Annotated in this window: 24 protein-coding genes and 1 pseudogene; 12 read left to right on the top strand and 13 right to left on the bottom strand. The window is 56.9% G+C overall.

Going from position 1 to position 25,232, the window contains the following annotated elements:
- Positions 1 to 53: 53 nt before the first annotated feature.
- Together SCT_RS15670 and SCT_RS15665 are read right to left on the bottom strand one after the other, a co-directional pair.
- Positions 54 to 929: a tetratricopeptide repeat protein gene (locus SCT_RS15670; RefSeq protein WP_082098391.1), complete on the bottom strand. Its 876-nt coding sequence runs from the start codon at positions 927 to 929 to the stop codon at positions 54 to 56.
- 279 nt (positions 930 to 1,208) lie between these two features.
- Positions 1,209 to 3,008: a SulP family inorganic anion transporter gene (locus tag SCT_RS15665; protein ID WP_059424840.1), complete on the bottom strand. Its 1,800-nt coding sequence runs from the start codon at positions 3,006 to 3,008 to the stop codon at positions 1,209 to 1,211.
- Between the two features lie 180 nt (positions 3,009 to 3,188).
- Between SCT_RS15665 and SCT_RS15660 the strand changes: the two genes are divergently transcribed.
- From SCT_RS15660 to SCT_RS15640, 5 genes are read left to right on the top strand one after another with little or no spacing between them, the layout of a single operon-like run.
- Positions 3,189 to 4,157, top strand: coding sequence for a chromate resistance protein ChrB domain-containing protein (locus SCT_RS15660; protein WP_059424837.1), 969 nt, complete (start codon positions 3,189 to 3,191; stop codon positions 4,155 to 4,157).
- Positions 4,154 to 5,503, top strand: a complete 1,350-nt coding sequence (chrA, locus tag SCT_RS15655; RefSeq protein WP_059424835.1) for a chromate efflux transporter — start codon at positions 4,154 to 4,156, stop codon at positions 5,501 to 5,503. The genes SCT_RS15660 and chrA overlap by 4 nt, the downstream gene beginning before the upstream one ends.
- Before the next feature lie 12 nt (positions 5,504 to 5,515).
- Positions 5,516 to 5,836, top strand: coding sequence for a rhodanese-like domain-containing protein (locus tag SCT_RS15650; RefSeq protein WP_059424833.1), 321 nt, complete (start codon positions 5,516 to 5,518; stop codon positions 5,834 to 5,836).
- Positions 5,837 to 5,863: 27 nt separating this feature from the next.
- Positions 5,864 to 6,325: a chromate resistance protein ChrB domain-containing protein gene (locus tag SCT_RS15645; RefSeq protein WP_059424830.1), complete on the top strand. Its 462-nt coding sequence runs from the start codon at positions 5,864 to 5,866 to the stop codon at positions 6,323 to 6,325.
- 8 nt (positions 6,326 to 6,333) lie between these two features.
- Positions 6,334 to 7,533 (top strand): MFS transporter, encoded by a 1,200-nt coding sequence (locus SCT_RS15640; protein WP_059424829.1) that lies wholly within the window; start codon positions 6,334 to 6,336, stop codon positions 7,531 to 7,533.
- Between the two features lie 84 nt (positions 7,534 to 7,617).
- Here the strand turns inward: SCT_RS15640 and SCT_RS17975 are convergent, their stop codons facing one another.
- The 4 genes from SCT_RS17975 to SCT_RS15625 all read right to left on the bottom strand — a co-directional run bounded on the left by SCT_RS17975 (position 7,618) and on the right by SCT_RS15625 (position 13,227).
- Positions 7,618 to 7,863: a hypothetical protein gene (locus SCT_RS17975; protein ID WP_082098404.1), complete on the bottom strand. Its 246-nt coding sequence runs from the start codon at positions 7,861 to 7,863 to the stop codon at positions 7,618 to 7,620.
- Positions 7,864 to 7,931: 68 nt separating this feature from the next.
- Positions 7,932 to 8,363, bottom strand: a complete 432-nt coding sequence (locus SCT_RS15635) for an ion channel (RefSeq protein WP_059424827.1) — start codon at positions 8,361 to 8,363, stop codon at positions 7,932 to 7,934.
- Positions 8,364 to 9,006: 643 nt separating this feature from the next.
- Positions 9,007 to 9,798 carry a class II glutamine amidotransferase gene (locus SCT_RS15630; protein ID WP_059424825.1) on the bottom strand — a complete coding sequence of 264 codons (792 nt, stop codon included), beginning with the start codon at positions 9,796 to 9,798 and terminating at the stop codon, positions 9,007 to 9,009.
- Positions 9,799 to 10,629: 831 nt separating this feature from the next.
- Positions 10,630 to 13,227: an EAL domain-containing protein gene (locus SCT_RS15625; protein WP_159107925.1), complete on the bottom strand. Its 2,598-nt coding sequence runs from the start codon at positions 13,225 to 13,227 to the stop codon at positions 10,630 to 10,632.
- Here SCT_RS15625 and SCT_RS17370 point away from each other — a divergent pair.
- The gene (locus SCT_RS17370; RefSeq protein WP_159107924.1) at positions 13,193 to 13,552 is read left to right on the top strand and encodes a hypothetical protein; all 360 of its coding nucleotides are present in this window, start codon (positions 13,193 to 13,195) and stop codon (positions 13,550 to 13,552) included. The two genes, SCT_RS15625 and SCT_RS17370, sit on opposite strands and share 35 nt — an antisense overlap.
- Before the next feature lie 183 nt (positions 13,553 to 13,735).
- Here the strand turns inward: SCT_RS17370 and SCT_RS15620 are convergent, their stop codons facing one another.
- Positions 13,736 to 14,536 (bottom strand): alkaline phytoceramidase, encoded by an 801-nt coding sequence (locus SCT_RS15620; RefSeq protein ID WP_237759714.1) that lies wholly within the window; start codon positions 14,534 to 14,536, stop codon positions 13,736 to 13,738.
- Positions 14,537 to 14,713: 177 nt separating this feature from the next.
- Here SCT_RS15620 and SCT_RS15615 point away from each other — a divergent pair, with 177 nt between their 5' ends.
- The 5 genes and pseudogenes from SCT_RS15615 (at position 14,714) to SCT_RS15600 (ending at position 19,078) form a co-directional block, all read left to right on the top strand.
- Entirely contained in the window at positions 14,714 to 15,685 is a 972-nt protein-coding gene (locus tag SCT_RS15615) for a TerC family protein (protein WP_305809668.1), read from the top strand.
- Between the two features lie 26 nt (positions 15,686 to 15,711).
- Positions 15,712 to 16,116 (top strand): rhodanese-like domain-containing protein, encoded by a 405-nt coding sequence (locus SCT_RS15610; RefSeq protein ID WP_059424819.1) that lies wholly within the window; start codon positions 15,712 to 15,714, stop codon positions 16,114 to 16,116.
- Positions 16,117 to 16,324: 208 nt separating this feature from the next.
- Positions 16,325 to 16,495: pseudogene (locus tag SCT_RS16890) on the top strand (catalase); the annotation flags it as partial.
- A gap of 461 nt (positions 16,496 to 16,956) precedes the next feature.
- Positions 16,957 to 18,282, top strand: coding sequence for a glucose-1-phosphate adenylyltransferase (gene glgC, locus SCT_RS15605; protein WP_059424817.1), 1,326 nt, complete (start codon positions 16,957 to 16,959; stop codon positions 18,280 to 18,282).
- An 85-nt stretch (positions 18,283 to 18,367) separates the two neighbouring features.
- Positions 18,368 to 19,078: an OB-fold nucleic acid binding domain-containing protein gene (locus SCT_RS15600; protein ID WP_059424815.1), complete on the top strand. Its 711-nt coding sequence runs from the start codon at positions 18,368 to 18,370 to the stop codon at positions 19,076 to 19,078.
- 77 nt (positions 19,079 to 19,155) lie between these two features.
- Here the strand turns inward: SCT_RS15600 and ycaO are convergent, their stop codons facing one another.
- The 6 genes from ycaO to SCT_RS17970 form a co-directional block, all read right to left on the bottom strand.
- Positions 19,156 to 20,871, bottom strand: a complete 1,716-nt coding sequence (gene ycaO, locus SCT_RS15595; RefSeq protein ID WP_059424813.1) for a 30S ribosomal protein S12 methylthiotransferase accessory factor YcaO — start codon at positions 20,869 to 20,871, stop codon at positions 19,156 to 19,158.
- A gap of 72 nt (positions 20,872 to 20,943) precedes the next feature.
- Positions 20,944 to 21,519, bottom strand: coding sequence for a DUF3365 domain-containing protein (locus SCT_RS15590; protein ID WP_059424810.1), 576 nt, complete (start codon positions 21,517 to 21,519; stop codon positions 20,944 to 20,946).
- Between the two features lie 101 nt (positions 21,520 to 21,620).
- Positions 21,621 to 22,043 carry a DUF1841 family protein gene (locus SCT_RS15585; RefSeq protein WP_059424803.1) on the bottom strand — a complete coding sequence of 141 codons (423 nt, stop codon included), beginning with the start codon at positions 22,041 to 22,043 and terminating at the stop codon, positions 21,621 to 21,623.
- On the bottom strand, positions 22,036 to 23,136 hold the full coding sequence (locus SCT_RS15580) for an FIST C-terminal domain-containing protein (RefSeq protein WP_059424799.1): 1,101 nt from the start codon (positions 23,134 to 23,136) through the stop codon (positions 22,036 to 22,038). The genes SCT_RS15585 and SCT_RS15580 overlap by 8 nt, the downstream gene beginning before the upstream one ends.
- Positions 23,133 to 23,771, bottom strand: a complete 639-nt coding sequence (gene nth / locus SCT_RS15575; RefSeq protein ID WP_059424794.1) for an endonuclease III — start codon at positions 23,769 to 23,771, stop codon at positions 23,133 to 23,135. Before nth ends, SCT_RS15580 begins: the two co-directional genes overlap by 4 nt.
- A 286-nt stretch (positions 23,772 to 24,057) precedes the next feature.
- Positions 24,058 to 24,165: an excalibur calcium-binding domain-containing protein gene (locus SCT_RS17970; protein WP_202812173.1), complete on the bottom strand. Its 108-nt coding sequence runs from the start codon at positions 24,163 to 24,165 to the stop codon at positions 24,058 to 24,060.
- Positions 24,166 to 24,540: 375 nt separating this feature from the next.
- Between SCT_RS17970 and SCT_RS15570 the strand changes: the two genes are divergently transcribed.
- Positions 24,541 to 25,194: a carbonic anhydrase gene (locus SCT_RS15570; protein WP_059424792.1), complete on the top strand. Its 654-nt coding sequence runs from the start codon at positions 24,541 to 24,543 to the stop codon at positions 25,192 to 25,194.
- The last annotated feature ends 38 nt before the right edge of the window (positions 25,195 to 25,232 follow it).

Here is a 25,232-nt window from a genome sequence, read left to right as displayed (position 1 = left end):
TTAAAATTTAAATTCGGTCAGGTTGCGTACGAATAAAGGTCGTGCGCGCAGCATTACCTGGCATGCTCAGCCGCTTTTTTTTGCCAGTATTCAGCTGACTTTGCATCAGGTGGAATGCCATCCAGGCCCTTTTCGTAAATATGGGCGAGGCTTTTCATCGCCATCACATGGCCGCCATTTGCAGCCTGGTTAAACCAGTGCAAGGCTTGCTTATGATCCAGCTTTTCCCCATAAGCACCACTTTCGTAGCGTATGGCGAGCTGATACTGTGCTTCACCATCGCCGTCTGCAGCGAGTTGGTGCAGATCGGCTGGGCGCTGGTGCAAAGACTCCTCCGACTGGAAACCGATGCCTTCCATGAAATGCAGAAACTTGATGGCGCTCTCATAACCTTGTGCCGCAGACTTGGCTAGCCAGTCACCGGCCATTCCGGGTTTTTTCTGGAGATGATATAACTTGCCCAAGAGGAATTGGGCCTCGCTGTTCCCTGCGACCGAAGCGCGGTTCAACCATTCTTCCGCCTTGTTCAAGTCCTGATTGACTCCCTGACCGTTGAGATACATTTTTCCCAATATCAATTGAGCTTCGGTGTTGCCGCGGTTGGCGGCTTTTTCGCGCCAGTCGGCGGACAGTTTGAGGTTTTTGGGCACGCCTCGTCCCTGCTCATAGAGATCGCCCAGCATTTTTTGCGCATAGGCATTGCCTTGTCCAGCTGCTCTTTCAAACCAGTTCGCGGCGAGGGATTCGTTTTTTGCGTGCGTGGGATCGCCATGCAGGTACATGACGGCCAGCAATACCTGAGCGCCATCGCTGCCACGCTGTGCCGCGTAGGTCACCATGGTGTCCTCTTCCTGAGTCATGGCGTGTGCCGTTGAAGCTATGAGTACTGCGGCAACGACAATGGATAGAAAGGTCTTACGCTGGTACATGGCTGGCTCCGGAGTGATTGGAAATGCTGCTGCTGGATGTTGTTTCCGGGGCGTGCTTCATTTTTTCTCTTGTCTGGATCAAGTTGGCTGAAAGTTTGGTCTGCACAAATCAGACCTGGAATTCGTTCTGAATTTCTTGTGCCCATTAACCGGTTCGCGATTGGCTTTCAGCACAGATTCAGAGAAATCGCTGGCCTGTGGTGAAGCCTGGTTGATCTTGTTAGTTCCTGATAGGCGGTTTATGGATGGTCTGAAAATCGCCACTGAGCTTCTTGCGGATCATTCTTTTCTTGCTTCGCCATCTGGCAAATGGGTTTGGCACTCGGGGAAAATGCGGTATTTGCAGTTGCGGCAGATTTCCGGGTTGAGGGTACTGTAGATCGGTTTGATCCAGTTCGACATGGCGGGGAAGAAGGCACCCTCGCCGATGTCATCCAGCTTGTCGGATTTGCGCAGGAATTTGTAGATGGAATCCTTGCATCGGTAGAAATACAGGCCGCCACCCAGTTTGCGCCGGCGACGCGCTTCCTGGGCCAGCATTTCCGCGCCTGCCACGTCAACGAAGCTGATGCCGCTGGCGACAATCATCACTGATTTTTGATCCGGGTTGGCTTCGTCGATCTGGGTCAGGCCGTTCTGTACGTAGTCCACCGCTCCGAAGAAGATCGCTCCGTTGATGCGCACAATGCGGAACTGGGGGCATTCATGATGGCCGTGAGCGTCGATGAGGTGGTAGGCGCCTTCTTCCTTGGCCGGCACCACTGGAATAATCGCAGGGCGCGAAACGCGGTACAGGTAGAGCGTAAGGGAGAGAAGGATGCCGAAGAAAATACCCTTCTCCAAGTCAACCAGAGTACCGAGCAGGGTCACCCACAGCACCACGGTTTCAGCCTTGCTGGTCTTGCCGATGGAGCTGATGTGGTGAAAGTCGATCAGACTCCATGCCACCAGAAACAGGATGCCGGCCATGGCGGCGTTCGGCAGATAGGAGGCGAGCGGCGCGACCAGCAGCAGGATCAGCACCAGGAAGATCGAGGCGTAAACCGTTGCCAACGGGGTCTGTGCGCCGGAAGCGTAGTTGACGCCGCTGCGGTTGAAGGAACCGCAGGAAGCGTAGCCGGAGAAAAAGCTGCCGATCATGTTAGCCAGTCCCTGGCCGACAAATTCCTGGTTGCCATCGATGCGCTGCTCGGATTTGGTGGCAATGGCGCGGGATATGGAAACCGCTTCAGTCAGCGCCAGCATGGTGACCACCAGCGCCGGGAACAGCACCTTGTGGATGGTGGCATAGGAAAAATCGGGTAGCGACAGCGGCGGCAGATGGGCCGGCAGCGCGCCCACCGTCTTGATCTTGGTGAGTTCGACGCCGAATTCCATGTTGATGAAAAAAGCCACGATGCTACCTACCACCATGGCGACGATCATATAGGGGAATTTTGGGATGAATTTCCTGGCCAGAATGCCGGTCGCCAACGTGACCACGCCGACTGTCGTGACATAGGGGTTGAGGTTGCCAATCTGCAGAATCAGCTGTTCGATCACGACATGGAAGTGTGCGCCGCGCTCGATGGCAATACCGAAGAAGCTCTTTACCTGACTCGCAGCGATCAGCAATGCCGCGCCTGCGGTAAAGCCGATCACCACGGTGTGGGAAATGAAGTTGACCAGCACCCCCATGCGCGCCAGCCCCAGCGCAAGCTGAAATACGCCGGTCAGGAAGGTGAGAGTGAGTACCATGCTGACAAACTGGGGTGATCCTGGGTCGGCAAGATGGCTCACGGCGGCAAACACCGCAATCGAGATGGCGGTGGTCGGTCCTGAAACCAGATGCCAGCTCGATCCGAACAGGGCGGCGATGATGGCCGGCACCATAGCGGCGTAGAGGCCGTATTCAGGCGGCATGCCAGCGATGGTGGCGAAGGCTACACCCTGTGGCAGCACGATCATGGCACCGGTGATGCCGGCAATCATGTCGGCCTTGTTGGAATCCTTGTTGACCGTTGGCCACCAACGCAGGAAGGGGAATACTCGGTACATCCAGAGTTTGCAGGTGGGGCAGTTGTCTAGTGAGATACTCATCTTGATTTGGAGTAGGTCTTAAAAAGGAAAAAATGAAAGTCGGTTGATATTTTGATTTTACTAATATTGTTTGATTTTACTTGATTTTCAGCATGCCTGATAGATCATGAATCTGTAATATTGTTCACATTGTTACCAATTGATGTTATAAATAGAACAGATTATGTTCGGGTGCAAATTATGAAGCCGGCTTTTAGCACGGAGAAATGGTTGGCATTGGTAGTCAGCCTGCCGACAGTCAATGCCACCCTGCGCATGCGGGTGTGGCGTGCCATGAAGGGGTTGGGCTGCGCCGTGCTGCGCGATGGCGTTTACCTGCTCCCCGCTGGACGGGGGCTGCGGCAGGCGTTGCGCATGCATGCCGAAGACATCAAGCAGGGCGGCGGCAGCGCCTATCTGTTGAATGTTACCCACCCCTCTACCGAGGAGAAGATCGATTTTCAGGGACTGTTCGACCGCAGTGAGGACTATTTCAAATTGATGGGGCGGATAACCGAGTTCAAGACCGCCATCGGCAGCATCGACGCGGCTGCCGGACGGCGTCAGCTCAAGGCATTGTGGCGGGATTTCGAGGCGCTGGTAGCGCTGGATTATTTTTCAAGTCATGGCAAGGTCGAAGCTGATGCCCTGCTGACAGATGCAGAAACACTTTTTCTGGCCAGTCTGTCCGCCGACGAACCCAAAGCAGTGCCGGGCAGTGTCACCCTGCGCGATGCGGCGGACTATCAGGGCTGCCAGTGGGCAACCCGCCGTCATCTGTGGGTGGATCGCATGGCCAGCGCCTGGCTGATTCGCCGCTTCATCGATCCGGAAGCGCGCTTCCTGTGGCTTGAACAGCCGGAAGACTGCCCGGATGATGCCCTGGGTTTTGACTTTGACGGCGCCGAGTTTACCCATGTCGGCCAGCGGGTGACGTTCGAGGTTCTGCTGGCGAGTTTCGGGCTGGAATCTGACACTTCTCTGACAAAGCTGGGTGCGCTGGTGCACTGCCTCGATGTGGGCGGCATGCCGGTGGCGGAAGCGGCGGGAGTGGAGATGGTGCTGGGCGGGTTGCGCGTCAGCCAGTCGGATGATGATGCGCTGCTCGCGGCGGCAGGTGGTGTTTTCGACGGGATATATATGAATTTTAAAACAGGAGAATCAATATGAGCGAGACGAAGGATCTGGCACGCCCCGCCCAACCCACATTCTGGGAGGCTTTTGTCTACTGGTTCAAACTGGGTTTCATCAGCTTTGGCGGCCCTGCCGGGCAGATTTCCATGATGCATCAGGATCTAGTGGAGAAACGGCGCTGGATCTCCGAACACCGCTTCCTGCATGCCCTCAACTACGCCATGGTGCTGCCGGGGCCGGAGGCACAGCAACTCGCGATTTACATTGGCTGGCTGATGCACCGCACCTGGGGTGGTATCGTCGCAGGCACGCTGTTTTTGCTGCCTTCGTTGTTCATTCTTTCGGCGTTGTCCTATGTCTATATGGCTTACGGCGATCTACAATTTGTTCAAGGCGTATTTTCCGGTATCAAACCGGCGGTAGTGGCGATTGTTGTTTTCGCCGCCTGGCGCATAGGCTCGCGAGCGTTGAAAAACAAGGTGTTGTGGGGATTCGCCGTGGCCTCTTTTTTCGCCATTTTTGCGCTGCACATCCCCTTTCCGGCCATCGTGCTGGCTGCAGGTGTGCTGGGGTTCATTGGCAGCAAGATCGCACCGGGCAAGTTCAAGGTCGGCGGTGGTCATGGCGCATCCAGCAAGCAATATGGCCCGGCCCTGATTGACGATGACACACCGACACCGGAACACGCGAAATTCAAACTGTCGCGCTTGGTCATCATGACGCTCGTTTTTCTCGCCATATGGGCGGCGGCGATGTGGGTGCTGATGGGGAGCCCGGTGCTACTGGACATGGGTGAATTCTTCACCAAGGCCGCATTGGTCACCTTTGGCGGCGCATATGCGGTGTTGCCCTATGTCTATCAGGGTGGTGTCGAGCATTACCAGTGGCTCACCGGTCTGCAGATGATCGATGGTCTGGCTCTGGGCGAAACCACCCCCGGCCCGCTCATCATGGTGGTGGCTTTCGTTGGTTTCATCGGCGGCTGGACGAAGGAAATATTTGGTCCGGAGAGCCTGTTGCTGGCAGGATTCGCTGGTGCCTGTGCCGCCACCTTCTTTACCTTCCTGCCGGGCTACCTTTTTATCCTGGCCGGTGGCCCGATGGTGGAAGCGACGCATGGCGACCTCAAGTTCACCGCACCGTTGACTGGTATTACCGCCGCCGTGGTAGGCGTAATCCTGAACCTCGCCATTTTCTTCGGCTGGCACGTTTTATGGCCCAAGGCCACCGAGGCTGCGCCTTTCAGCGGCAGCTTCGAATGGTTCTACGCCCTGATTTCCATCGCAGCCTTCTTCGCCCTGTGGAAGTACAAGCAGGACATCATGCGCGTGATCGGCGCCTGCGCGGCGCTGGGATTGATTTACACTTTTGCCATTTCCTGAAGGAGTCTGAGCATGGACCGCACAATTTCCCCCAACGACCTCAAGAAACTAAGAAATTCATCGCCCTTTGCATTACTTGATGTGCGCCGAAAAAGCGATCTTGATGCCTCCCGGGAAAAAATCCTTGGTGCTACCTGGTGCGACCCGGACGTGATTGAAGAATGGGCAGACAAGATACCCAAGAACCGCGAAGTGGTGCTCTACTGCGTGCGCGGCGGTTCGGTCAGCAATGCTGTGGTGGATGTCTTGCAGGCTAAGGGCGTTCAGGCCCGCTTCATCGAGGGCGGCATCGAAGGCTGGAAAGCGGCAGGTGGCGATACAGTGAGCAAGTAAACCCATTTCCGCGTTCAGGAGAAAACCATGAAGTGGATCACCCGAGAACGTCCCAGGATTGACCGCATCGCCTGTCCCTGGCTGATCGCGCGCTTCATCGACGAAGCGCCGGAGTTTCTGTATGTGCCGGGTGGCGACGTGATGAAAATGGCCGCTGACACCGGCGCCGTTCCCTACGACGTGCCCGGTATTGAACTGGGCCATCATGGCGACCAGTGCAGCTTCGATGCTTTCATCGATAAATATAAACTGACCGACCCGGCGCTAGCCAAACTTGCGCGCATTGTGCGTGCAGCCGATACCGGCACTCCCGAGCTGGCGAAGGAGGCGGCCGGGTTGCTGGCGATCTCGAAAGGACTGTCTCTCAATTTCGAGGATGACCACGAAATGCTCAAACACGGCATGGTCATCTACGATGCGCTCTATGCCTGGTGTGCAGAAACGCCGCTGCAGAAAGTGGTGGGGCTGCTGCGCCGCGCGGTGAGCTAGGCGGAAACATGGTTCGCGACCGCTACATTCTCTATACAACCGCCTTCCTGCGGGCACTGGCCACCGGCATGATGGGGGTGCTGCTCGGCATTTACCTCGCCCGCATGGCGTTCACGCCGTCGCAAATCGGCCTGGTAATCAGTGCCGGCCTGGCGGGCGCAACGCTGGCCGCGTTGCTGGTGACCTTTGCCGGCGACCGTCTGGGCAGGCGTCGCCTGCTGTTCTGGCTGGCGTTACTGAGTGCGCTGGGCGGCGCCGCGGCGGCATGGTATTCCAGTCCAGTCGCGGTGGGCATCGCTGCTTTCGTCGGCATGCTCAACGGCATGGGGCGGGATCGCGGCGCCGCACTGGTGCTGGAGCAGGCGATCATCCCTGCTACCGCCACCGATCAGGAGCGCACCCGCGCCTTTGCCTGGTACAACGTGTTGCAGGATGTCGGCCATGGCCTCGGCGGCCTGCTGGCGGCGATCCCCGGTTTTCTGCGCATGGCCGGAGTGGGCGAGCTGGCATCGTTCCAGGCTGCGGTGATGTTGTACGCCTTGCTGTTGTTCGCTACTGCCCTGCTCTACCTGCGTCTTTCGGCCCAGTCGGAAGCGCCGCTGAAACAGCCCAGTCTGGTTGTCTCGCCGCAAAGCCGCAAGGTGCTGTGGCGCATATCCCTACTCTTCGGGCTTGACAGCGTAGCCGGCGGCTTCGTCGGCACGGCGCTGCTGTCGTACTTCTTCTACCAGCGCTTCGGCGTGTCCGAATCGGTGATCGCCGTGCTGTTTTTCGGAGCCCGTGGCATGAATGCCGTCTCGCACCTCGGTGCGGCCTGGCTGGCCAAACGTATCGGGCTGGTGAACACCATGGTCTTTACTCACATTCCTTCAAGCTTGTTATTGATGACTGTCGCCTTCGCGCCGAATTTCTGGGTGGCGGCCGTGCTGTTTCTGTTGCGCGAGGGGCTGGTGGAGATGGACGTGCCGACGCGGCAGTCCTACGTGATGGCGATGGTGCGGCCGGAGGAACGCACGTTCGCTTCCGGCATCACCCACCTGGTTCGGCTGGGAGGCTGGGCGGTCGCGCCTTCTTTTGCGGGATTCCTGATGCAGTTTCTGACGTTTTCTACTCCACTGTTCATCGGGGCGGGGATGAAGATCGCCTACGACGTGATGCTGTATCGGGCATTTCGCGGTCTCAAGCCGCCGGAGGAGAGGGAGGAGTAACTGAGCGTGGCGGCACGCACTCGCAGGCGCACGAAAAGGCCACGCTCGTGCCAGCGGTTCAAGCGACAACCGCCGCCACATCGCTCAGTACCACTTGCGGAACTCGGTGCCGTGGCAACTCGGGCAGGGCGGGATCTTGGTGGTGCGTTTAAGGTGCCTCTGCTGACCACATTGCGTGCAGGTTACGTCCCGGCCGCTGTGATGTCGCCGGTATGGTAGTGCAGGGCGTCCTCTGCCTTGTGCGAGAGAAACTGCAGCGCCAAGCCGGCCGCCTCGAGCAGCCGAGCTATCGAGGACAGGGCGCCGGTACCGACTGCGCTGGTTGCAAATGCTCCTTGGCCTCCTGGCCCAACACCTTCATGTCTTCCGCCGTCTGCGCCAAGTCGCGGCCACCCTTATTAACTGTCGTCATCCCCCCAGAAGCGCTCCATCGAAATGTAAGTGTATGAGGCCGACCATCCGATTAATAGCAGGCCGTTGAGAGCTTCCATACCAGCGAGCAGTCGCAAATCTCCGCTAGGAATAACATCCCCGTAGCCGAGAGATGTATACGTCTCCGTCGAGAAGTACAGAGAGGTGTTGATGGAGAAATTGCCTGATTCACCCAGTGTACCCAAGCCCAAGTAGCGGACGAGTACATATATCGCGAGGGCGTACAGGACGATCTCGACAGCATGTGCGAAGAACGCTCCGAAGATGACAACAATAAGCTTTGCTCGCACGGGAATAGCGGCCACTGGAAGTCCTCTACTCAGCGCGCGGAGCACTTCGTAGTGAATGACAGTGGTGAGCACGAGCAGCACTATGCAAAAGGTGCCAACTATTAACACCGCTAGATTCCTCCTCGACGCTGAGTGGTGTGGGTGGAGGGCTTTCGATACCTGTCTCTCGGTAGGGAGAACAGGTGCAGACGCTGCCCCTCCACCCCGGCTACTTAACTGTTACATAAGAAAGCCGTTGCCACCACCCTAACCATACAAGAGCAGACGTTCACTGTTTGAAATAACCGGACCCGCTTTAGCGTGTCCGCCTGGGAGCGGCGACCATCATAAAAACGATGCCGCTGAAAAGCAGTATAGTCCTGATTCCAAGTATATTTGCTGGATTTAGTGAGCAAACTGTCCACAGTTACCGCTTCAACTTAATAATTTACTTTAATAACTACCCAAACCCATTGATTGATCTTGCTTATTATTCAACTCTTTGAATTTAATAATGAATATATTAGCTTATCTTTTGGACAAACTATATAAATCCTTTATCAAACAATCAGGTTATCTTTTTGTTACATGGTTTTGCACAGAGATATCCACAGGTTTTGTGGAAGCCCCTGAATCAGGTCTGCTGTCAATAAGATTTCTTAATTTTATGTGACGGTTTTTCGGCCATTCCGGCCACGGTGATAGCTTGATGGCGTCAGCCACTTCTGGCGCCACTGGAGTGGATGCGTTGTAGTCGAGAAAACCGGATCGCTCATGTGGACATCCTCCCCAGATCGGAAATCTGGTTGGATGGTCGAGTCAGGATTCGCCACACTACTCTGCCGAAACGGTAAATGCGCAACTCCCCCGCCTCGAAAGCGGTCCAGTTTTTATTCCCGGACAAAGGCTCCGTGGCGATCATGGCGCTGTCGGCCGGAGTGCCGTCTTGGGGATACGAATCTCTCTGTTCCAGATAGTGGAGCCTGTCATGGCCGTATGCGATCAGATGCTCTCCGTCCGACATGAGAAAATTGAACTTGCCGTGCGATGCGATCAGTTCACTGATCATCGCCACGATGGGGAACGAGAAGTTTGCATTCGCGGCAGGGGAGGCCAGGATGTTCTGGGAGATATGGCTCAGGAGGTGACAAAAGGCATATTCCGAATCGGTTTCTCCTGCAGGTTGACAGACCGAACCGTTATTTGCGCGCTCCATCTCCACGATATCAGGCACCAGCCCATTGTGGGCAAACACCCATTCTTTTCCGCAACATACCCGCTGGAACGGATGCGTATTGTCCATGGTGTTGACGGGCGGAAACCTGGCTTTGCGCACATGAGCGACAATCAGGTTAGAGCGCGTGGTTTTGCACAAACACGCGAAAAGCACGCTCTGGTGCGCCGGCAGCGGCTCCTTGGAAAGACGAAAAACACCATTCTCCCACCAGGCGAGTCCCCATCCGTCAGGGTTGTCCGCCGCCAGTCCGCCACGCAGACGAAAATCACTGAGTGTGCCTCTTGCTGTCACGGCTTGGCTGGCAGACATCCCAAAAAGCTCGCACATCGTCAGAAAGTTCCATTAAATATAGGTGTTTTTGCGGGAGATCATCCGGGCGCATGCTTCAGGTCGGCGACATCTTCCAGACCGTTGGAGAGCCGAATCATGGTCGAAGTGCCGCCAAGGACGCCATCTCGCCCTTAATCCTGACCCGGAACAAGACCTGAAACAGCGTTCGCAGCAAGTACCTATGCCCCCCTTATTTTCCCAAAGATCGGCGTTTTCAGGGGCGCTTAAACAAAAGGGGCCTACCTTATTTCAGGGCCGGTCTGAAGTGCAGCGACACGCTACTAGAGTATCACTGAGTCGGGTAGCCGCAGTCAATCGCCACTGGTTTCTTAGGCACTTCTGAAAGGCAGCTTTGGAGAGCGTCTTAAGGACGGCTTCGTCTAAAGCGCCAGCTCATCTTCCAGGAAAGCAGACATCCAGCAGCCTACTGAGTGGTCGCTTTTTGGCATTCGGTGTATGACCGTTCAGGCCGACGATCCGAAGTTCATGGCCTCCAAGCGCCAACAATTTCCACTTAAAATCTGTAACCGTGCAAAATCTGCGGCGATTGGCCAAACTGATCGCTCAAGCACCTCCGTTTAACGGGATAGGTGTGCCCGCATGAGGAGAAACCACTTAAATTATCTATCAAACCGGGCATCGAGACCCGGTTGCAGGCCTCAAAGGGGCGAACTCCTTCCTCTACATCCACCGTCTGGACATCTGGCCGACTACGACAACGAGCTTTTCATTAGAATACAATATTAAAGTCGACATCCAATTCCAGCTTCTTGGCCGGCACTTCCGCGCCAATTTGAGACAAGTGCTGTCAAGGCTAATATTATCCTGTTAGATCCGGTTTTTCAGGAATTCCATAAACTCATCCAACGGTACAGGTTTGCTAAACAAGTATCCCTGGAAAGCATTGCAGCCGCGTTTCTCGAGGAATTGGCGCTGCGCTTCGTTTTCCACACCTTCCGCGATCACGTTTAGCCCAAGCGCCTCAGTCATCGCGATGATGGTCTGCACGATGGAGGCGTCGTTAGGGTCGCTGACGATGTCACGGACAAACGATTGGTCAATCTTGATTTGACTCAACGGCAAGCGTTTCAAGTATTGCAGCGAAGAATAACTGGTGCCGAAATCATCCATCGAGAAACTCACACCAAGCATTTGTATTTCATGCATCTTGGTGATGGTGTCCTCGACATTTTCCAGCATGGTGCTTTCGGTCAATTCCAGTTTCAGGTGCGAAGGCTTTGCGCCACTCTCCAGCAGCACACGCTGTACTTGGGTAACAAAGTCAACCTCATGGAATTGCTTGGCGCTGACATTTACCGCCAGTGTCAGATCGCGGGTCAGTGCATCATGTTGCCAAGCTGCAAGTTGCGCACAGGCAGTTTGAAGCACCCATATCCCTATCGGTATGATGAGTCCGGTTTCTTCGGCAAGCGGGATAAATTGCGCAGGGGATACCAAGCCGTGTTCAGGGCGCTCCCAGCGCAATAATACTTCTGCACCAATAGAACGGCGCAAGTTGTCCACTTGAATTTGGTAATACAGATGAAATTGTTGTTTTTTGAGTGCGAGACGCAATTCATCATCAAGTTTGGCGCGAGCATCGATGGCGCGCTGCATGGCTGAGTCATAGAAACGGATGGTATTGCGGCCGCTCGTTTTGGCTTGATACATCGCCGTATCGGCATACCGGAGCAAATCGTCAGTACTTTCCTGATGACCGCGAAACAGAACGATGCCGATACTCGACGTGATATAGCACAGGCGTTCATTGAGTGTATAAGCTTCGCTCAGGGTGGTGCGTATCTTCTCGGCAACGATCTCGGCTTGCGTTGCAGCGACATCGGCATCAGTACTGAGCGTTTCCAGCACAACCAGGAATTCGTCACCACCCAAACGTGACACTGTATCGCCTTCACGCACACTGGAATGCAGCCTTTTTCCCACATCGATAAGCAACAGGTCACCAATGGCATGCCCTTTAGTATCGTTGAGGGTTTTGAAGTGATCGAGATCAATAAACAGTACTGCGCCATACTGCCCATTGCGCGTGCTCGCTGCAAGCGCCTGGCTCAGGCGATCCATCAACAGACGTCGATTAGGTAGCTGCGTCAGTGCATCATAGAATGCCATTTTGTAAATTTTATCCTCGGCATTCTTGAGGTCGGTCACGTCATAGAACCAGCCCAAAACAGCCTGCTCATTTTCATATTCCATCCTGAAGTAGGAGGCCAAGGCCCAGGTTTTTCTGGCACCGGGAATTTTCAACTCGACCAGCTTGTTAGTGACCGATAACCCTTTGTCGAGTTGCTGGAGAATATCTTCGTAATCCTGTGGGTTGGCGTAAAACAGTTTTGGATCTGTGCCAATAACCTTATCTCGTGCCGAATTGATCAATTCAGCATAGCGCTGATTGGCAAACAAAATATTGTGACCAGAGGATGCTGCAATTCGCACTGCGATGGGGCTGGTTTCCAGCATATAGCGGAATCTCACCTCATTTTGGCTAAGAGCCTCCTCTGCCCGCCGCTGCCGCAATCCGAAACCTATCATCACCAAGCTGAAAATCACTGCTCCAACGCTGTATTGCCAAATATGGCGATGCCACTCGGCGAGATAGTCGCCCTCGGCGATGCCAGCGATAACGATCAGCGGAAGGTCGTTCACCTGCCGGAAGCCGTACAGGCGCTCGACGCCGTCCAGTGGTGACTTGCCGTGGTAGACCCCGTGTTTTATCCCCTTCTCGATATAGGGTCTTACATTAAGTTGAGGTAATTTCTTGCCCATATCTTTTTCACTTGGCGGATAGCGCGCCGCGAGGTGCAACTCCTTGTCGTACAGCGACACCAGTCCATGTGTGCCTAGATTAAGGGTTTGGTAGAATTGCTGGAAGTATTCCAGGTTCAATATGACGTTGACGATGCCGGCGAAACTACCATCCTCGAAATTGAGCCGCCGAGTCAATATTAGCGTCCATTTGCCGGTGGTGCGCGAGACGACAGGTGGAGAAATCACCAGCCCCGCCGCCCCGTCGTCTCTGTGGCGCGTGAAGTGGTAGCGGTCGGCGATATTGACACGGGGAACCGTGTCGAGCGAACTGTAAATGTGATTTCCCAGAGCATTGGTAACTTGGAGCACGGCCACTTCTGGCATGCTCTCAAGCTGAGATTTCATCAATGAGTGGAGTTCCTGTCTACGTGAGCTGCTCACGCCGGGAGCTAGTCGCATGTCGTCTGGACGCACGTTCCTTTGTACTTCGAGCAACAGCAGGTCAGCTTTATGTACGGTTGCCAATGCATGCTCTTCCAGCACCCGTGTGATATTACCCACCTCTACCTGGGCATGTTTGTCAGCTTCCTGATATTCGTTGGCGAGGCTTATAGCCAGCAGAGCAATGATCCCCGCCAGCCAGGCGAAACCAGAAATCATCGTCAAGCCGGAAAAGCGACTGTATGTCGTGGATGCTTCCTTCAAGTGGTCTTCCATCAGTGAATATGGGTGCTCTAAGGTCGTCTGTCCGCCTATCAATGCAGCCTCCGTTATTGAAAAGCAGCCCCAGCCCGTCGAGCCGGAAGGAAAGATCGAGGCCGTAGGCGAGCAGCCATGTGTAGGCCGTCACCAGGTTTTCCCCCGCCAGCACGGTCGGCACCAGGGGGGCGAGCAATGCCAGGCAGCCCGCCATGATCCCGACTGCGCCCAAGGCGGCCACTCCCCTGCCGAAGTGGGCCAGCAGCGGGAAGGAGACAGCCGATGAAGGCGGTTGCAACGATCAGAGGCAGTAATGCAGTTCCGGACATGGGGGGCGTGGAAAACTGGTGTGTGATGGCAATGGTAACATCGAACAGCAGAGCCAGCGGATAGGCAGTGGCGGCGCATGCTCTCCATTTATAATTGTGTCGACAGGGACGGCTCAACGCGCAGCAGCCTTGCATGATAGCTACGCCAGTGCCGGCCGCCCACCACGATCGCAGGGCCGCCGCAGCCTGAGCATGCGCAGTACCCAGCAGGCGGCCAGAGCGGCAAAGACGTGCTTGACGGAATGGCCGCTGACGATTCCGCCCAAGGCGAATATCTGCCGGTCGAGTAATTCGGCGCCGAGCGCCGCGGCATACCACCCGAGCACCATCAGCGTATCGCCGCCGCGGGTGTAGCGGGGAGGAAACAGCAGAATAAGCAGCGGAATCAGCAGCGCCGGGTAGAAATGCACCATGCCATAGGCGCGCAGATCGCCTGCCCCCAAAGCCTCGGTGGCGCCCCAGTAGAGTACGGAGGCCGCGCCCGCGGCCAGCAGCGTCGGCAACAGCGCCAGCCCCACTGCGCCGCCGATGCGCTCGGCGATAATTGCCGCCAGCCAGGACATCAGGGCAATGGTCATCGCCAGGCGATCCCACAGCAGTCGCCCGTTGTCCGGGTCCAGATGGTACCAGGCCGAAGCGATGCCGGTCAGCGCCAGGCCGAGAAAGAATGCCAGATAAATCCAGCGTTCGCGGCGATCCCGGAAGGCCGCATCCCCTCCTGCGGCGGTAAGCCAGCGCAGGCCGGCCGCGCTCACCAGCACGAACAGGCCGTTGGAAGCCACATTAAGGAAGTTGGGCAGGCCCAGGAAGGCGCGCTGGTCGGCGAAGTCGTGATAGGCCGCCGGCTGCGGAAAAGGGGGGAGAGCCGCAATGATCGCCGCGACCGCCCCGGTAAGCAGGGCAAGCAGAAACAGGCGCGCCCGGCGGGAATCAGTCGTCATCACGGTGTGGCGAAGTGGAATGGGTCATGGGGGCGTATCCGGGGGAAAATATCGGCATCAGTGCAGAGAGCGCTTCAAGATTGCCTTCGTAAATAACGAACACTTCGTAAATAATATACGAATTTTCTTGATGGAACAGTGCCGGTATTATGGCGCTGTCAAATTCCGCTCCCTTTTATGAATACAAATACCACAATCTCCATCGGCGAACCCTGGATGTGGGCCGCCTTCATCGCTTTCGTGCTGTTCATGCTGGCGCTGGACCTGTTCGTCTTCGGCGGCAGGAAGGCGCACAAGGTCAGCGTCAGGGAGGCGGCCGCCTGGTCGATGGTCTGGGTCAGCCTTGCGCTGCTGTTCAACGCCGGCCTGTGGTGGTATCTGAACGGCACGGCCGGGCAGGAGATCGCCGACCGCAAGGCGCTGGAATTCCTCACCGGCTATCTGATCGAGAAGTCGCTGTCGGTGGACAACGTGTTCATCTTCCTGCTGATTTTCTCGTCCTTCCACGTCTCCGCCGAATTCCAGCGCCGGGTGCTTGTCTACGGCGTGCTGGGCGCCATCGTCCTGCGCGCCGTCATGATTCTGGCCGGGGCCTGGCTGGTGCAGGAGTTCAGCTGGGTGCTGTATATCTTCGGTTTATTTCTGGTGGTGACCGGTATGCGCATGCTGGTGATGGCGGAGAAGGAGCCTGACCTGAACAAGAACCCGGTGTTGAAATTCGCGCGCCGCCATCTGCGCATCTCCGAGGGCCATCACGGCGAGGAATTCACCGTGATGAAGGACGGCGTGCGCTATTTCACGCCGCTGTTCCTGGTGCTGATTCTGATCGAGACCTCCGACGTGGTGTTCGCGGTGGACTCCATTCCGGCCATCTTTGCCATCACCACCGACCCCTTCATCGTCTTTACCTCCAACATCTTTGCCATCATGGGCTTGCGGGCGCTATATTTCCTGCTCGCCGACGTGGCGGACCGCTTCCATCTGCTGAAATACGGCCTGGCCATAGTGCTCACCTTCATCGGCGCCAAGATGTTGATCGCGCCGTGGTATCACGTGCCGGTGGCAGCCTCGCTGGCCATCGTCGCCGTCCTGATCGGGGCTAGCGTCGTCGCCAGCCTGATCGCCACGCGCGACAAGCCATCCCATTGAAATCTACTTATGAAAGGAATTACCCCATGATCGCTCGCCTCTTCGCCATCGTACTTTTTGCACTTAGTCTCGGCGCTTGCGCCGAGCCGCCCTACACCAACGTCGATAACGCCAAGTTGAAAGAGCTGCTGGCGCAGGGCGTGCCCCTGTACGACATCCGCTTGCCGGAGGAATGGCGCCAGACCGGCGTGGTGGAAGGCAGCCGCAAACTGACCTTCTTTGACGCAGCCGGACGGACGAACCCGGAATTTTTGCCGCGCTTTACCGCCGAGGTGAACAAGAATGCGCCGGTCGTCCTGATCTGCCGCTCCGGCAACCGCACCGACGCCGCGGCGCGTGAACTGGCGAAGATGGGCTATACGCAGGTTTACAACGTACGCAACGGCATCACCCACTGGATGAACGATAACAACCCGGTCATCCGAAACTGAAAAGCGCTATGGTAGGAATTTAATCAACTTTTTAGCGGGTCTCTGGAATCCGGAATGGGTGACTGAACATACTTTCGTTATTTATTGATAGCTTTTGGTAATCAATGAAATTGGTTTAATCAATTGGTGGCATTGACTACATGCTCTCTATAATGAAAGTCATAAGTATGAAAGTGCTAAATTGTTCAGCAAGCCAAGGAGATAATCCATGAACACGAAAAAAGTCACCCCCACCGGCGACTCGCCGGTACCCGACAACCAGAATGTGATGACTGCCGGCCCGCGCGGCCCCATGCTGCTCCAGGATGTCTGGCTACTGGAAAAACTTGCGCACTTCGATCGCGAGGTGATCCCGTAGCGACGCATGCATGCCAAGGGGTAGGCAGCCTATGGCAGCTTCACGGTGACGCACGACATCACCCAATACACCCGCGCCATCCTTCCTGGATAACAGCACCCAATAAGATTTATGCCTTCATCGTGATGAAAAGGAAAGGTCGCGATAAATGTTTTCCATATATGGCGTCACCGGCCAGTCCTTCCACGGCCCTTTGGAGCAGTTAATTCAGGTGCCGGTGGTGAACGAGATGGGGGAGATGGTGGCCTTCGTCTAGCGTGGTGATATCCTGCGCGCTGTCATCGCCAACCCGCCCCTGAGTTTGTGGGCGTGAGGGCAAGATGGATGACGACACCCCCTTGCCCGTGCCCGCTGGGTGGTGCCACTCGTGCTGCACGCGTTCGATGTGCCGTTCGAGGTCAAGCTGTGTTTTATTGGCGTGAGTGACGAAAAAATCCCGTCCTGCCGTGACGAGGCACGTGGAGAATCGGAGGTGTAGCCTGATGAACGAACATGTCAACGAAACCTGTGCTCACATTACTTACTGCCCATACAAGGCGGAGTCGGCCCCACGCTTCATCAGCGCCCTGACGAAGAAGACTTACGCCATGGTGCTTGCCGGCGGACGCGGCAGCCGGCTGCAGCAGATGACCGACTGGCGCGCCAAGCCGGCCGTTCCGTTCGGCGGCAAGCTGCGCATCATCGATTTTCCGCTCAGCAACTGCATCAATTCCGGCATTCGGCGCATCGGGGTGGCGACCCAGTACATGGCGCACAGCCTGATTCACCACATCCAGCGGGGCTGGAGCTTTCTCGATGACCAGTGCAACGAGTTCATCGATGTCCTGCCGGCCCAGCAGCGTGTCAAGGAGGGGTGGTACCAGGGCACGGCAAACGCCGTCTTTCAGAATCTGGACATTTTGCGCAATTGTGCGCCGGAATACGTGCTGATCCTCGGCGGCGACCATGTCTACAAGATGGATTACAGCCGCATGCTTGCCGACCATGTCGCGAAAGCAGCGGATATCACCGTCGCCTGCATCGAGGTGCCGCGTGCGGAGGGGCGGGAGTTCGGCATCATGGGCGTGGACGAGAAAGGGCGGGTGACCGACTTCCACGAAAAGCCGGAACACCCGGCAGCAATGCCCGGCAGGCCGGACAGCGCGCTGGCGAGCATGGGCATTTACGTGTTCGGCGCGCGCTTCCTCTACGAGCAACTCATCCGCGACCACGACGACCCGGATTCCGGTCACGACTTCGGCAGGGATCTCATTCCCTATCTCGTGCCGCGCCATCGTGTTTTTGCCCATCACTTCGCCGACAGCTGCGTCAACATGGTGGGCGATGTGCCGTACTGGCGCGACGTCGGCACGGTGGACTCCTACTGGGAAGCCAACATGGATCTTGTGCAGGTGTCGCCCGAGCTTAACCTGTACGATGACACCTGGCCGATCTGGACCCATCAGGAGCAATTACCGCCAGCGAAGTTTATTTTCAACAACGACGGCAGGCGCGGCCATGCGATGGATTCGCTGGTCTCCAGCGGCTGCATCGTCAGCGGAGCGACCATCGAACGCTCCCTGTTGTTCCTGAAAGTGCGTGTCGGCGATTACAGCCTGATACAGGACTCGGTCATCCTGTCCAACGTCCAGATCGGCCGCCACGTGACACTGAAGCGCGTGGTGGTGGACAAACACTGCAAGATCCCCGACGGTTTCTCGGCCGGCCTCGACCCTGAGCGCGACAAACAGCGTTTCCACGTCACCGAGCGCGGAATCACGCTGATCACGCCGGAAATGCTCGGACAGATCGTCCACCAGGTGCGATGAAGAACCAGGGGTGATACCGGAGTCGGTGCCGCTGACCGGCCTTCTGTTATACTCACAGGCCCTGTTTAGAAGGAGTTTCCAGACCATGAAAGCCCTGTTGGCGATCTGCATGATTGTTGTTGCCGCATTCGTTTGGGCAGGCGAAACCCCTGTCTTTTCTTCGCCTGCGCCCACCGTCGTCAAGGGCGAGGTCCTCGAGGTCAAGGACGTCGAGAGTTATACCTACCTCCGCCTCAAGACCAAGGACGGCGAGACCTGGGCTGCGGTCAACAAGTCACCGGTCAGGAAAGGCGCTGAAGTCACGATTGAAAACGTGATGATCATGAAGAACTTCGAGAGCAAGGCGCTGAAGAAGACTTTCCCGACGATAGTCTTCGGTACCTTGGGCGGTGCGGGAGGGAGTGCGCAGGCTGCAGGCAAAGACATGGCTACGGCTCATTCCGGCGTTGCCAAGACGGCAGACACCGGTGATATCCATGTTCCCAAGGCCAGCGGCGCAAATGCACGGACCGTTGCGGAAATCATGACCAAGGGCGCCGAACTGAAGGACAAGCCTGTTCTGGTTCGCGGCAAGGTCGTGAAATACAACTCGCAGATCATGGGGAAAAACTGGATCCATCTGCGTGATGGCTCAGGTTCTGCTGCGACCGGTTCGAACGACGTACTCGTGACGACCATGAGTCAGGCCAAGACCGGGGATGTCGTGACGGTGAAGGGCGTCGTCCGTACCGACAAGGATTTCGGTGCAGGCTATGCGTATAAGGTGCTCATCGAAGACGCGACGCTGCAGCAGTGATCGGTTGAGACAGCCCGCGCAGGGCTCCCTGCGCAGGCTGTGTTTTATACGCTAGGGTAATGGGCAGTGTTAATCGCCTATATCACGTGCAGTTTTCCATAAGCCGCAAGCAAGCGTTGGTGCATGTCACACCCTTCCAGTGCCATCCCCGGTGAGTGCAGGCCAAAAAAGCGTTGCTCCCCGCTGAGCAGGGCTTGCGCCTGTTGCAGCGTATCCGCGCCGTAGAGGCGCTTCAGGGCATCGCTGTACGGGGCTGCATCGCCCAGGTTGAGCAGGCTTTCAATACAGCGGTAAACCTTGCGGCGCTGTTCGTTCAGTTGCTCGAAATGGCGTACCCAGTCGCAGCCTTCACGGATCGCTTCTTCATCGCCAATCGCCAGTGCCAGCAGGGTTTTCAGCTCACCTACGCGCAAGTCTTTCCAGAATGAGCCGGCATCGGCTGCCAGGCCGATCAGTGCCGCAACCGGTCGCTGGTCGTCCAGGCCGAGTTCGTTGAGCGTGTTCAGCAGGTCGGTGCACCCGTCGTTGTCCAGGTCGGTCAGTTGCAGAATGGCAGGGCGGATGCCGTTGCCGACGCTGTTGTTTTCCCATTCCAGGTCATCGACCGGGTAAATTTCGGACATGTCGGGCACAATGATCCGGCAGGCGTAGACGCCCAGATGGGCGAAGTCGGCGATATAGATGTCGCGCTGCTCGGCGTGGATGCGCTCGGTCAGCCAGGCATAGTCTTCTTCGGTCGTGGTGCTGAAATTCCAGTCGCTGAACTCGAAATCCGGGGAGTCGCCGAGGAAATTCCAGCTGATGATGCCGCTGGAATCGACGAAGTGGATTTCGATATTCGGCGAGCTGGCGATTTCGTCCAGGTCGAAGCCCGGCTCTGGAAAGCCGCCCAGCGCATCCAGCGCACGGCCTTGCAGCAGTTCGGTGAGGGAGCGCTCGAGGGCGATCTCGAAGCGCGGATGGGCGCCGAAGCTGGAGAAGCAGCCCTGGTCGTGCGGGTTGAGCAGGGTCACGTTCATGACCGGGTATTGCCCGCCCAGCGAGGCGTCTTTGACCAGGATGCCGAAGCCCGCCGCGCGCAGTGCGCGGATGCCCGCCTCTATGCGCGGGTAGCGGGCGATCACCTCATCCGGTACTTCCGGCAGGCACAGCCCTTCGCTGATAATGCGGAATTTGACGTAGCGCTCGAAAATTTCCGACAGCGCCTGGGTGCGCGCCTCGGCGGGAGTGTTGCCGGCCGACATGCCATTGCTGACGTACAGGTTGCCGATGATGTTGACCGGGAACCAGACGCGGATGCCGTCGCGGCTACGGATGTAGGGCAGGGCGCAAATTCCGCGCTCGATATTGCCGGAGTTGTGATCGACCAGTGTGTCGGCATCGATGCTGCCTTCCGGGTTGTAGAACGTGCGCAGTTCCGGCGTGAGCAGATCTTCTGGCCAGCCGCCATCGTCACCCGGCTTGAACCATTGTTCCTGTGGATAATGGGTGAATGAGCGATTGGCAATCGTTTCGCCCAGATAATAATGCGACCAGAAATAGTTGCAGGAAAGGCGCTCGAAAAACTCGCCCAGCGCGCTTGCCAGGGCCGCCGGTTTGGATGCGCCCTTGCCGTTGGTGAACAGCAGGGGGCAGTCGCGATCCCTGATATGTACTGACCAGACACTGTCTATCGGGTTCAGCCATGAGCGTTCTTCAATGTGGAAACCCAGATTGGCCAGTCTGGATTGCATGGTGCCGATTGACGATTCCAGCGAGGCATCCTTGCCTGCGATAAAGCTTTCTGTGTGCATGTGCGAGTCCTGCCGGGTGGTCGGGTGAAATAGAAACGCCCCGCTTTGGGCGGGGCGCTCAGTGAATAAAAATTACAGAGGGCGCTTGATGCTGAAGCCGCCGCGGATCTGGCCCAGGGTGTAGCCGGTGGCTTTGTCGTGGGGGTATTCGGCCTTCAGCGCATCCTTCACGTTGGGGGCGATGGTGTCGTCGCTGCCGTGGCATTTCAGGCAGACATCCTGCACCGGGATGGCCTTCATGTAGCGGAAGAATTTGCCCTGCGGTTCGGTGACGATTTCGACGAATTCCATATTGACCGGGTTTTCCTTCTCCATGCGTTTTTCAAAGTCGGCCAGCACTTTCTGTTCCCAAGCATCCGGCATGCCAAGCGCAGCGTTGCGCACCTTCAGGGACTTACGGCTAACGCTCCAGCCGTTCTTGCGCGAAACTTCGGAGGCGATGGTGGGCGCCATGTCGCGGCACACCTTGATGGCGCCGACCGGGCCGTTGGCCTTCATTTCCTTCTGCATTTCACCGCCCAGCTGCGAGGCGAATTCCTTGACGATCTTGCGGCTTTCTTCCGGGTACTGGGCCATGTCGTCCGCTACGGCCTGGAGGGTGGTTGTGGCGAGCAGCAGGGTGGCTGAGGCAAGCAATTGTTTTTTCATCGGTTGATCCTTCGGTCTCGTAGGAGTTAAAAAATAGTGGAAGGGTAATTGGGAATTTTTTGAAGCGCTACGATTTTTGTCAATCGAACATGAAATGGATTTTAACATCTGGTCAGGCAGCCAAGATAAATTTCGGCGTCCGGCGCCGAATGGTTGCGTTGCGCCTGCCAGATCATTTCCGCCAGGCAGTCCATGATCAAATGCTCGGCGTCGTGCGTGCTGCCCGTTTTTTCCAGAAGGCGCCGGTAGTGGGCGGCGATGCCGCGAGGCTGGTCGATCGGCAGTTGCTCGCGGATTGCCAAATGCAGGCTCAAGTGAAGGAAAGGGTTGGTTTCGCCCGACTCAGGCAAATAATCGCGCTCGACGTAGCGTTCCGGGTTGTCGAAGATGGCGTGGTATTCCGGATGCTGCTGCATCAGTTCCAGGGCGATGACTTCGAGATCGGACAGCGGCTGCCGGGCGCGGAATTTTTGCCAGGACTCGAAGAAGAAACGGCGTGCCTGGTCGCGACTGGGGCTAAACATGAGAGCTCATCCGGGCGAACAGACCGAGAACGGCAGCGTACTGCAGCAACTGGTTGGCGCCGTCCAGCGGTCCGATTTCGCCATTGCCATAGAAGCCGATCAGTGGCATGTCCGGGAAGCGCTGCTTGACCAGATCGAGGTCACGGTCCACCCCGCCGTAGAAATAGGGGCCGCGTCCCATGCAGGGGAACAGCAGGCCGAAATCGGGCGGGGCATCGAGTTCCTGCTGCAAGCGGTCTATCGTCAGGCGCATGTCGCGCTCGGCGGCTAGCGGCTGGCGCACCGCCCAGAACATCTGCTCGCCGGGCGCAAGCCGTGCCGACAGGGTGACCGAGCGATCCTCGGCATTGGCGGAAATGATCGGTGCGAGGCGGAAGCGGCCATCTGCGATAGCCGTTGCCGGATCGCCGTGGATGATCCCGGCCATCAGCAGGTGCAGGGGAAGTCCGTTTTCGCTGCGGAGATCGAGAGGCAGTTCGCGCGTCAGCACGTTCATGGCAGGTTGCTGCCCGAGCGAGATTACATCGTAGCCGCTGGCCTGGGTAATTTCGAGTGGACCGCCCAGGGCGCGGATGCCCTGGGAAACGCCGACGACACCGCTTGCACCGGCCAACCGGGTTTCGCAGCGGCCGTTTTCGGCCGTCCTGCCACCGCACCAAACCTTGAACGGGCCCTGACCGGTCGCATCTCCCGACACCCCGCCGAAGCGCCGTCCCGGCTCACTGATCCAGGCGGAGTTGAGCGCATTCGGGGCGGCCAGTGACAGTATCAGGTCGTCCGCCTGCGGTTGTGGTGCCGGGGCCAGGCTGATGTCGCCGCCAAACACCATAGCGGCAGCGGCCGGAGCGTCCAGCACCCAGTCCTGATCGGTAAAAATGCCTGCTGCCGAACAGCCGATAATGCGGGTGCAGTTGCTGGCCCGGGACGCAGCCAGAAGGGCGGGCTTGGGGTCGCGGGCGAACTCCGGGGTGAGGAACAGCAGCACGCTGTTGGCGATAGTCAGCCCAGCCTTCTCCATGGCGGCCGCAACGGCTAGTCCGGCAAGCTGCGGTTCGGCGATGGGGGCGGTGACAAGTCCGGTGGCGATGCTCATAAGGGTAAGGTTTTCTCTTTGTATTCGCACAGGTCGTTAATCAAACAGTGCGGGCAGTCCGGCTTGCGCGCCTTGCATACGTAACGTCCGTGCAGGATCAGCCAGTGGTGTGCATCGTGGCGGAACTCCGGGGCGATGAACTTGAGCAGGTTCTTTTCCACTTCCAGCACGGTCTTGCCCGGTGCGATGCCGATGCGGTTGGCGACGCGGAAGATGTGGGTGTCTACAGCGATGGTAGGCTGACCGAAGGCGGTGTTCAAAATCACATTCGCGGTCTTGCGCCCAACGCCGGGCAGCTTCTCCAGTTGCTCCCGGTTCTGCGGCACTTCGCTGTCGTGCTGTTCCAGCAGCAGGCGGCAGGTTGCGATCAGGTGTTTGGCCTTGCTCTTGTACAGGCCAATGGATTTGACGTAGGACTCCAGCCCTTCCTGGCTGAGCGCCAGTATGGCTGCCGGCGTATTGGCCACTGGAAACAGTTTGGCGGTGGCGAGGTTGACGCTCTTGTCCGTGGCCTGGGCCGACAGCACCACCGCCACCAGCAGTTCGAAGGGGGTACGGTAGACCAGTTCAGTGGTGGGCTTGGGGTTGGCTGAGCGAAAGCGGGTGAAGATTTCGCGACGTTTGGCAGCGTTCATATGGAAAAGTTTAACACGGCAAAAAGCACGAATGCCAAAAGCGAATTCGGGTATCCGGATTCCATGATAGAAACAGGGCTCAAAGCGCGCTATTCTTGAAGCCGCAGCAAGGTTGGTGGATCAACTCCAGCGTCTGCTACCGGGAAACTCGAACTTCGGTACCCGACCCCTTAGGACCTTCAACGTGAAGCTAACAGGCGCCCGCGCTGCCATGCCGATGCGAAACGTCCCGCTTACAGGGCGTCCGGATGACCGGAGTGTTAGCACTGTGGCATTCGGTAATTTGTTATCGATTGCACCACTGCTGCTCGCAAGGAACACCATCGTTGTCTCCATCCATTTCTGTTCCGTAACAGTTTTTCAGGAAGTAAGTTGCTTCCTCGCATGATGCTATCTAAGAGCAATGCGTTCTTCCGTCGCAGATGTACTGGTGAACCTCTGAGTGCTGATTGACCATGGTAGCTCCAATTTCCCCCGCCCTAAGCAATATCACTTCCCACTATGAAGTGTTTCTTCATTTCAATATTATTTCAATTATTCAATATGTTATGTGAACTAAACTAGTTATTAGTAGGAAATTGTGATCAATGGAGAGAGAGTCAGATGTCATAAGTCTTTGTATTTGCTATGGTTATTATCTGGCATGAGACTTGCTAAAGTAAGTTCTGCGGGTAAAACACCCGTTACCAATCCACTTGGGATGCTACCAAAGAAATTAGGCTGCTCAAGTGGTTTTAAATTTGTAGCCTTTTAGCAAGGAGACTCATCAATGACCACTCTCAAAGAGCAACTAAGCACACACGTCGCCTCATATGACCTCTGGGCACAACGTCGCCGCTATGGACCGGATGGGCATAACAACCGAAGCTTGTGGGTACTTGCCTGTATGGACGAACGCCTGCCGGTAGACGAAGCGCTCGGCATTCACGTAGATACACCGGCCGGCGGTGGGGATGCACACTGCTTCCGCAATGCCGGAGGAATCGTCACCGACGATGCAATTCGCTCGGCGATGCTGACTTGCAATTTCTTTGGCACCAAGGAAATCGTCATCGTGCAGCATACGCAATGCGGCATGCTGTCTGCGAATGCGACCGATCTGGAAAAGATGTTACGCGACAAGGGGGTCGATACGGACAATATCGCGATGGACCCGACGCTGCCGGAACTGAAACTGGAGAAAGGTGCGTTCGCCAAGTGGATCGGGATGATGGACGACGTGGACGAAACCTGCATGAAGACCATAGAGGCATTCAAAAACCATCCTCTCATTCCCAAGGATGTGGTCATCAGCGGCTGGGTCTGGGAGGTCGAGACGCGTCGGCTGAGGGCGCCGACCCGGGATCATGAAAAACGGGCAAGAACCGATGTCACCTCCAGCCAATTCGGCGTCAAAGGGAAACAACCGCCACGTTGGGGCTAAGTCCAAGAGAGACACCTGGAAACGTGGGCGCCTGGTGT

The organism is Sulfuricella sp. T08 (genome assembly GCF_000971475.1).
In the GTDB taxonomy this organism is placed as follows: Bacteria; Pseudomonadota; Gammaproteobacteria; order Burkholderiales; family Sulfuricellaceae; genus Sulfuricella.
The sequence above is the reverse complement of the archived record's forward strand: the minus strand, read 5'-3'. Positions and strand labels throughout refer to the sequence as shown.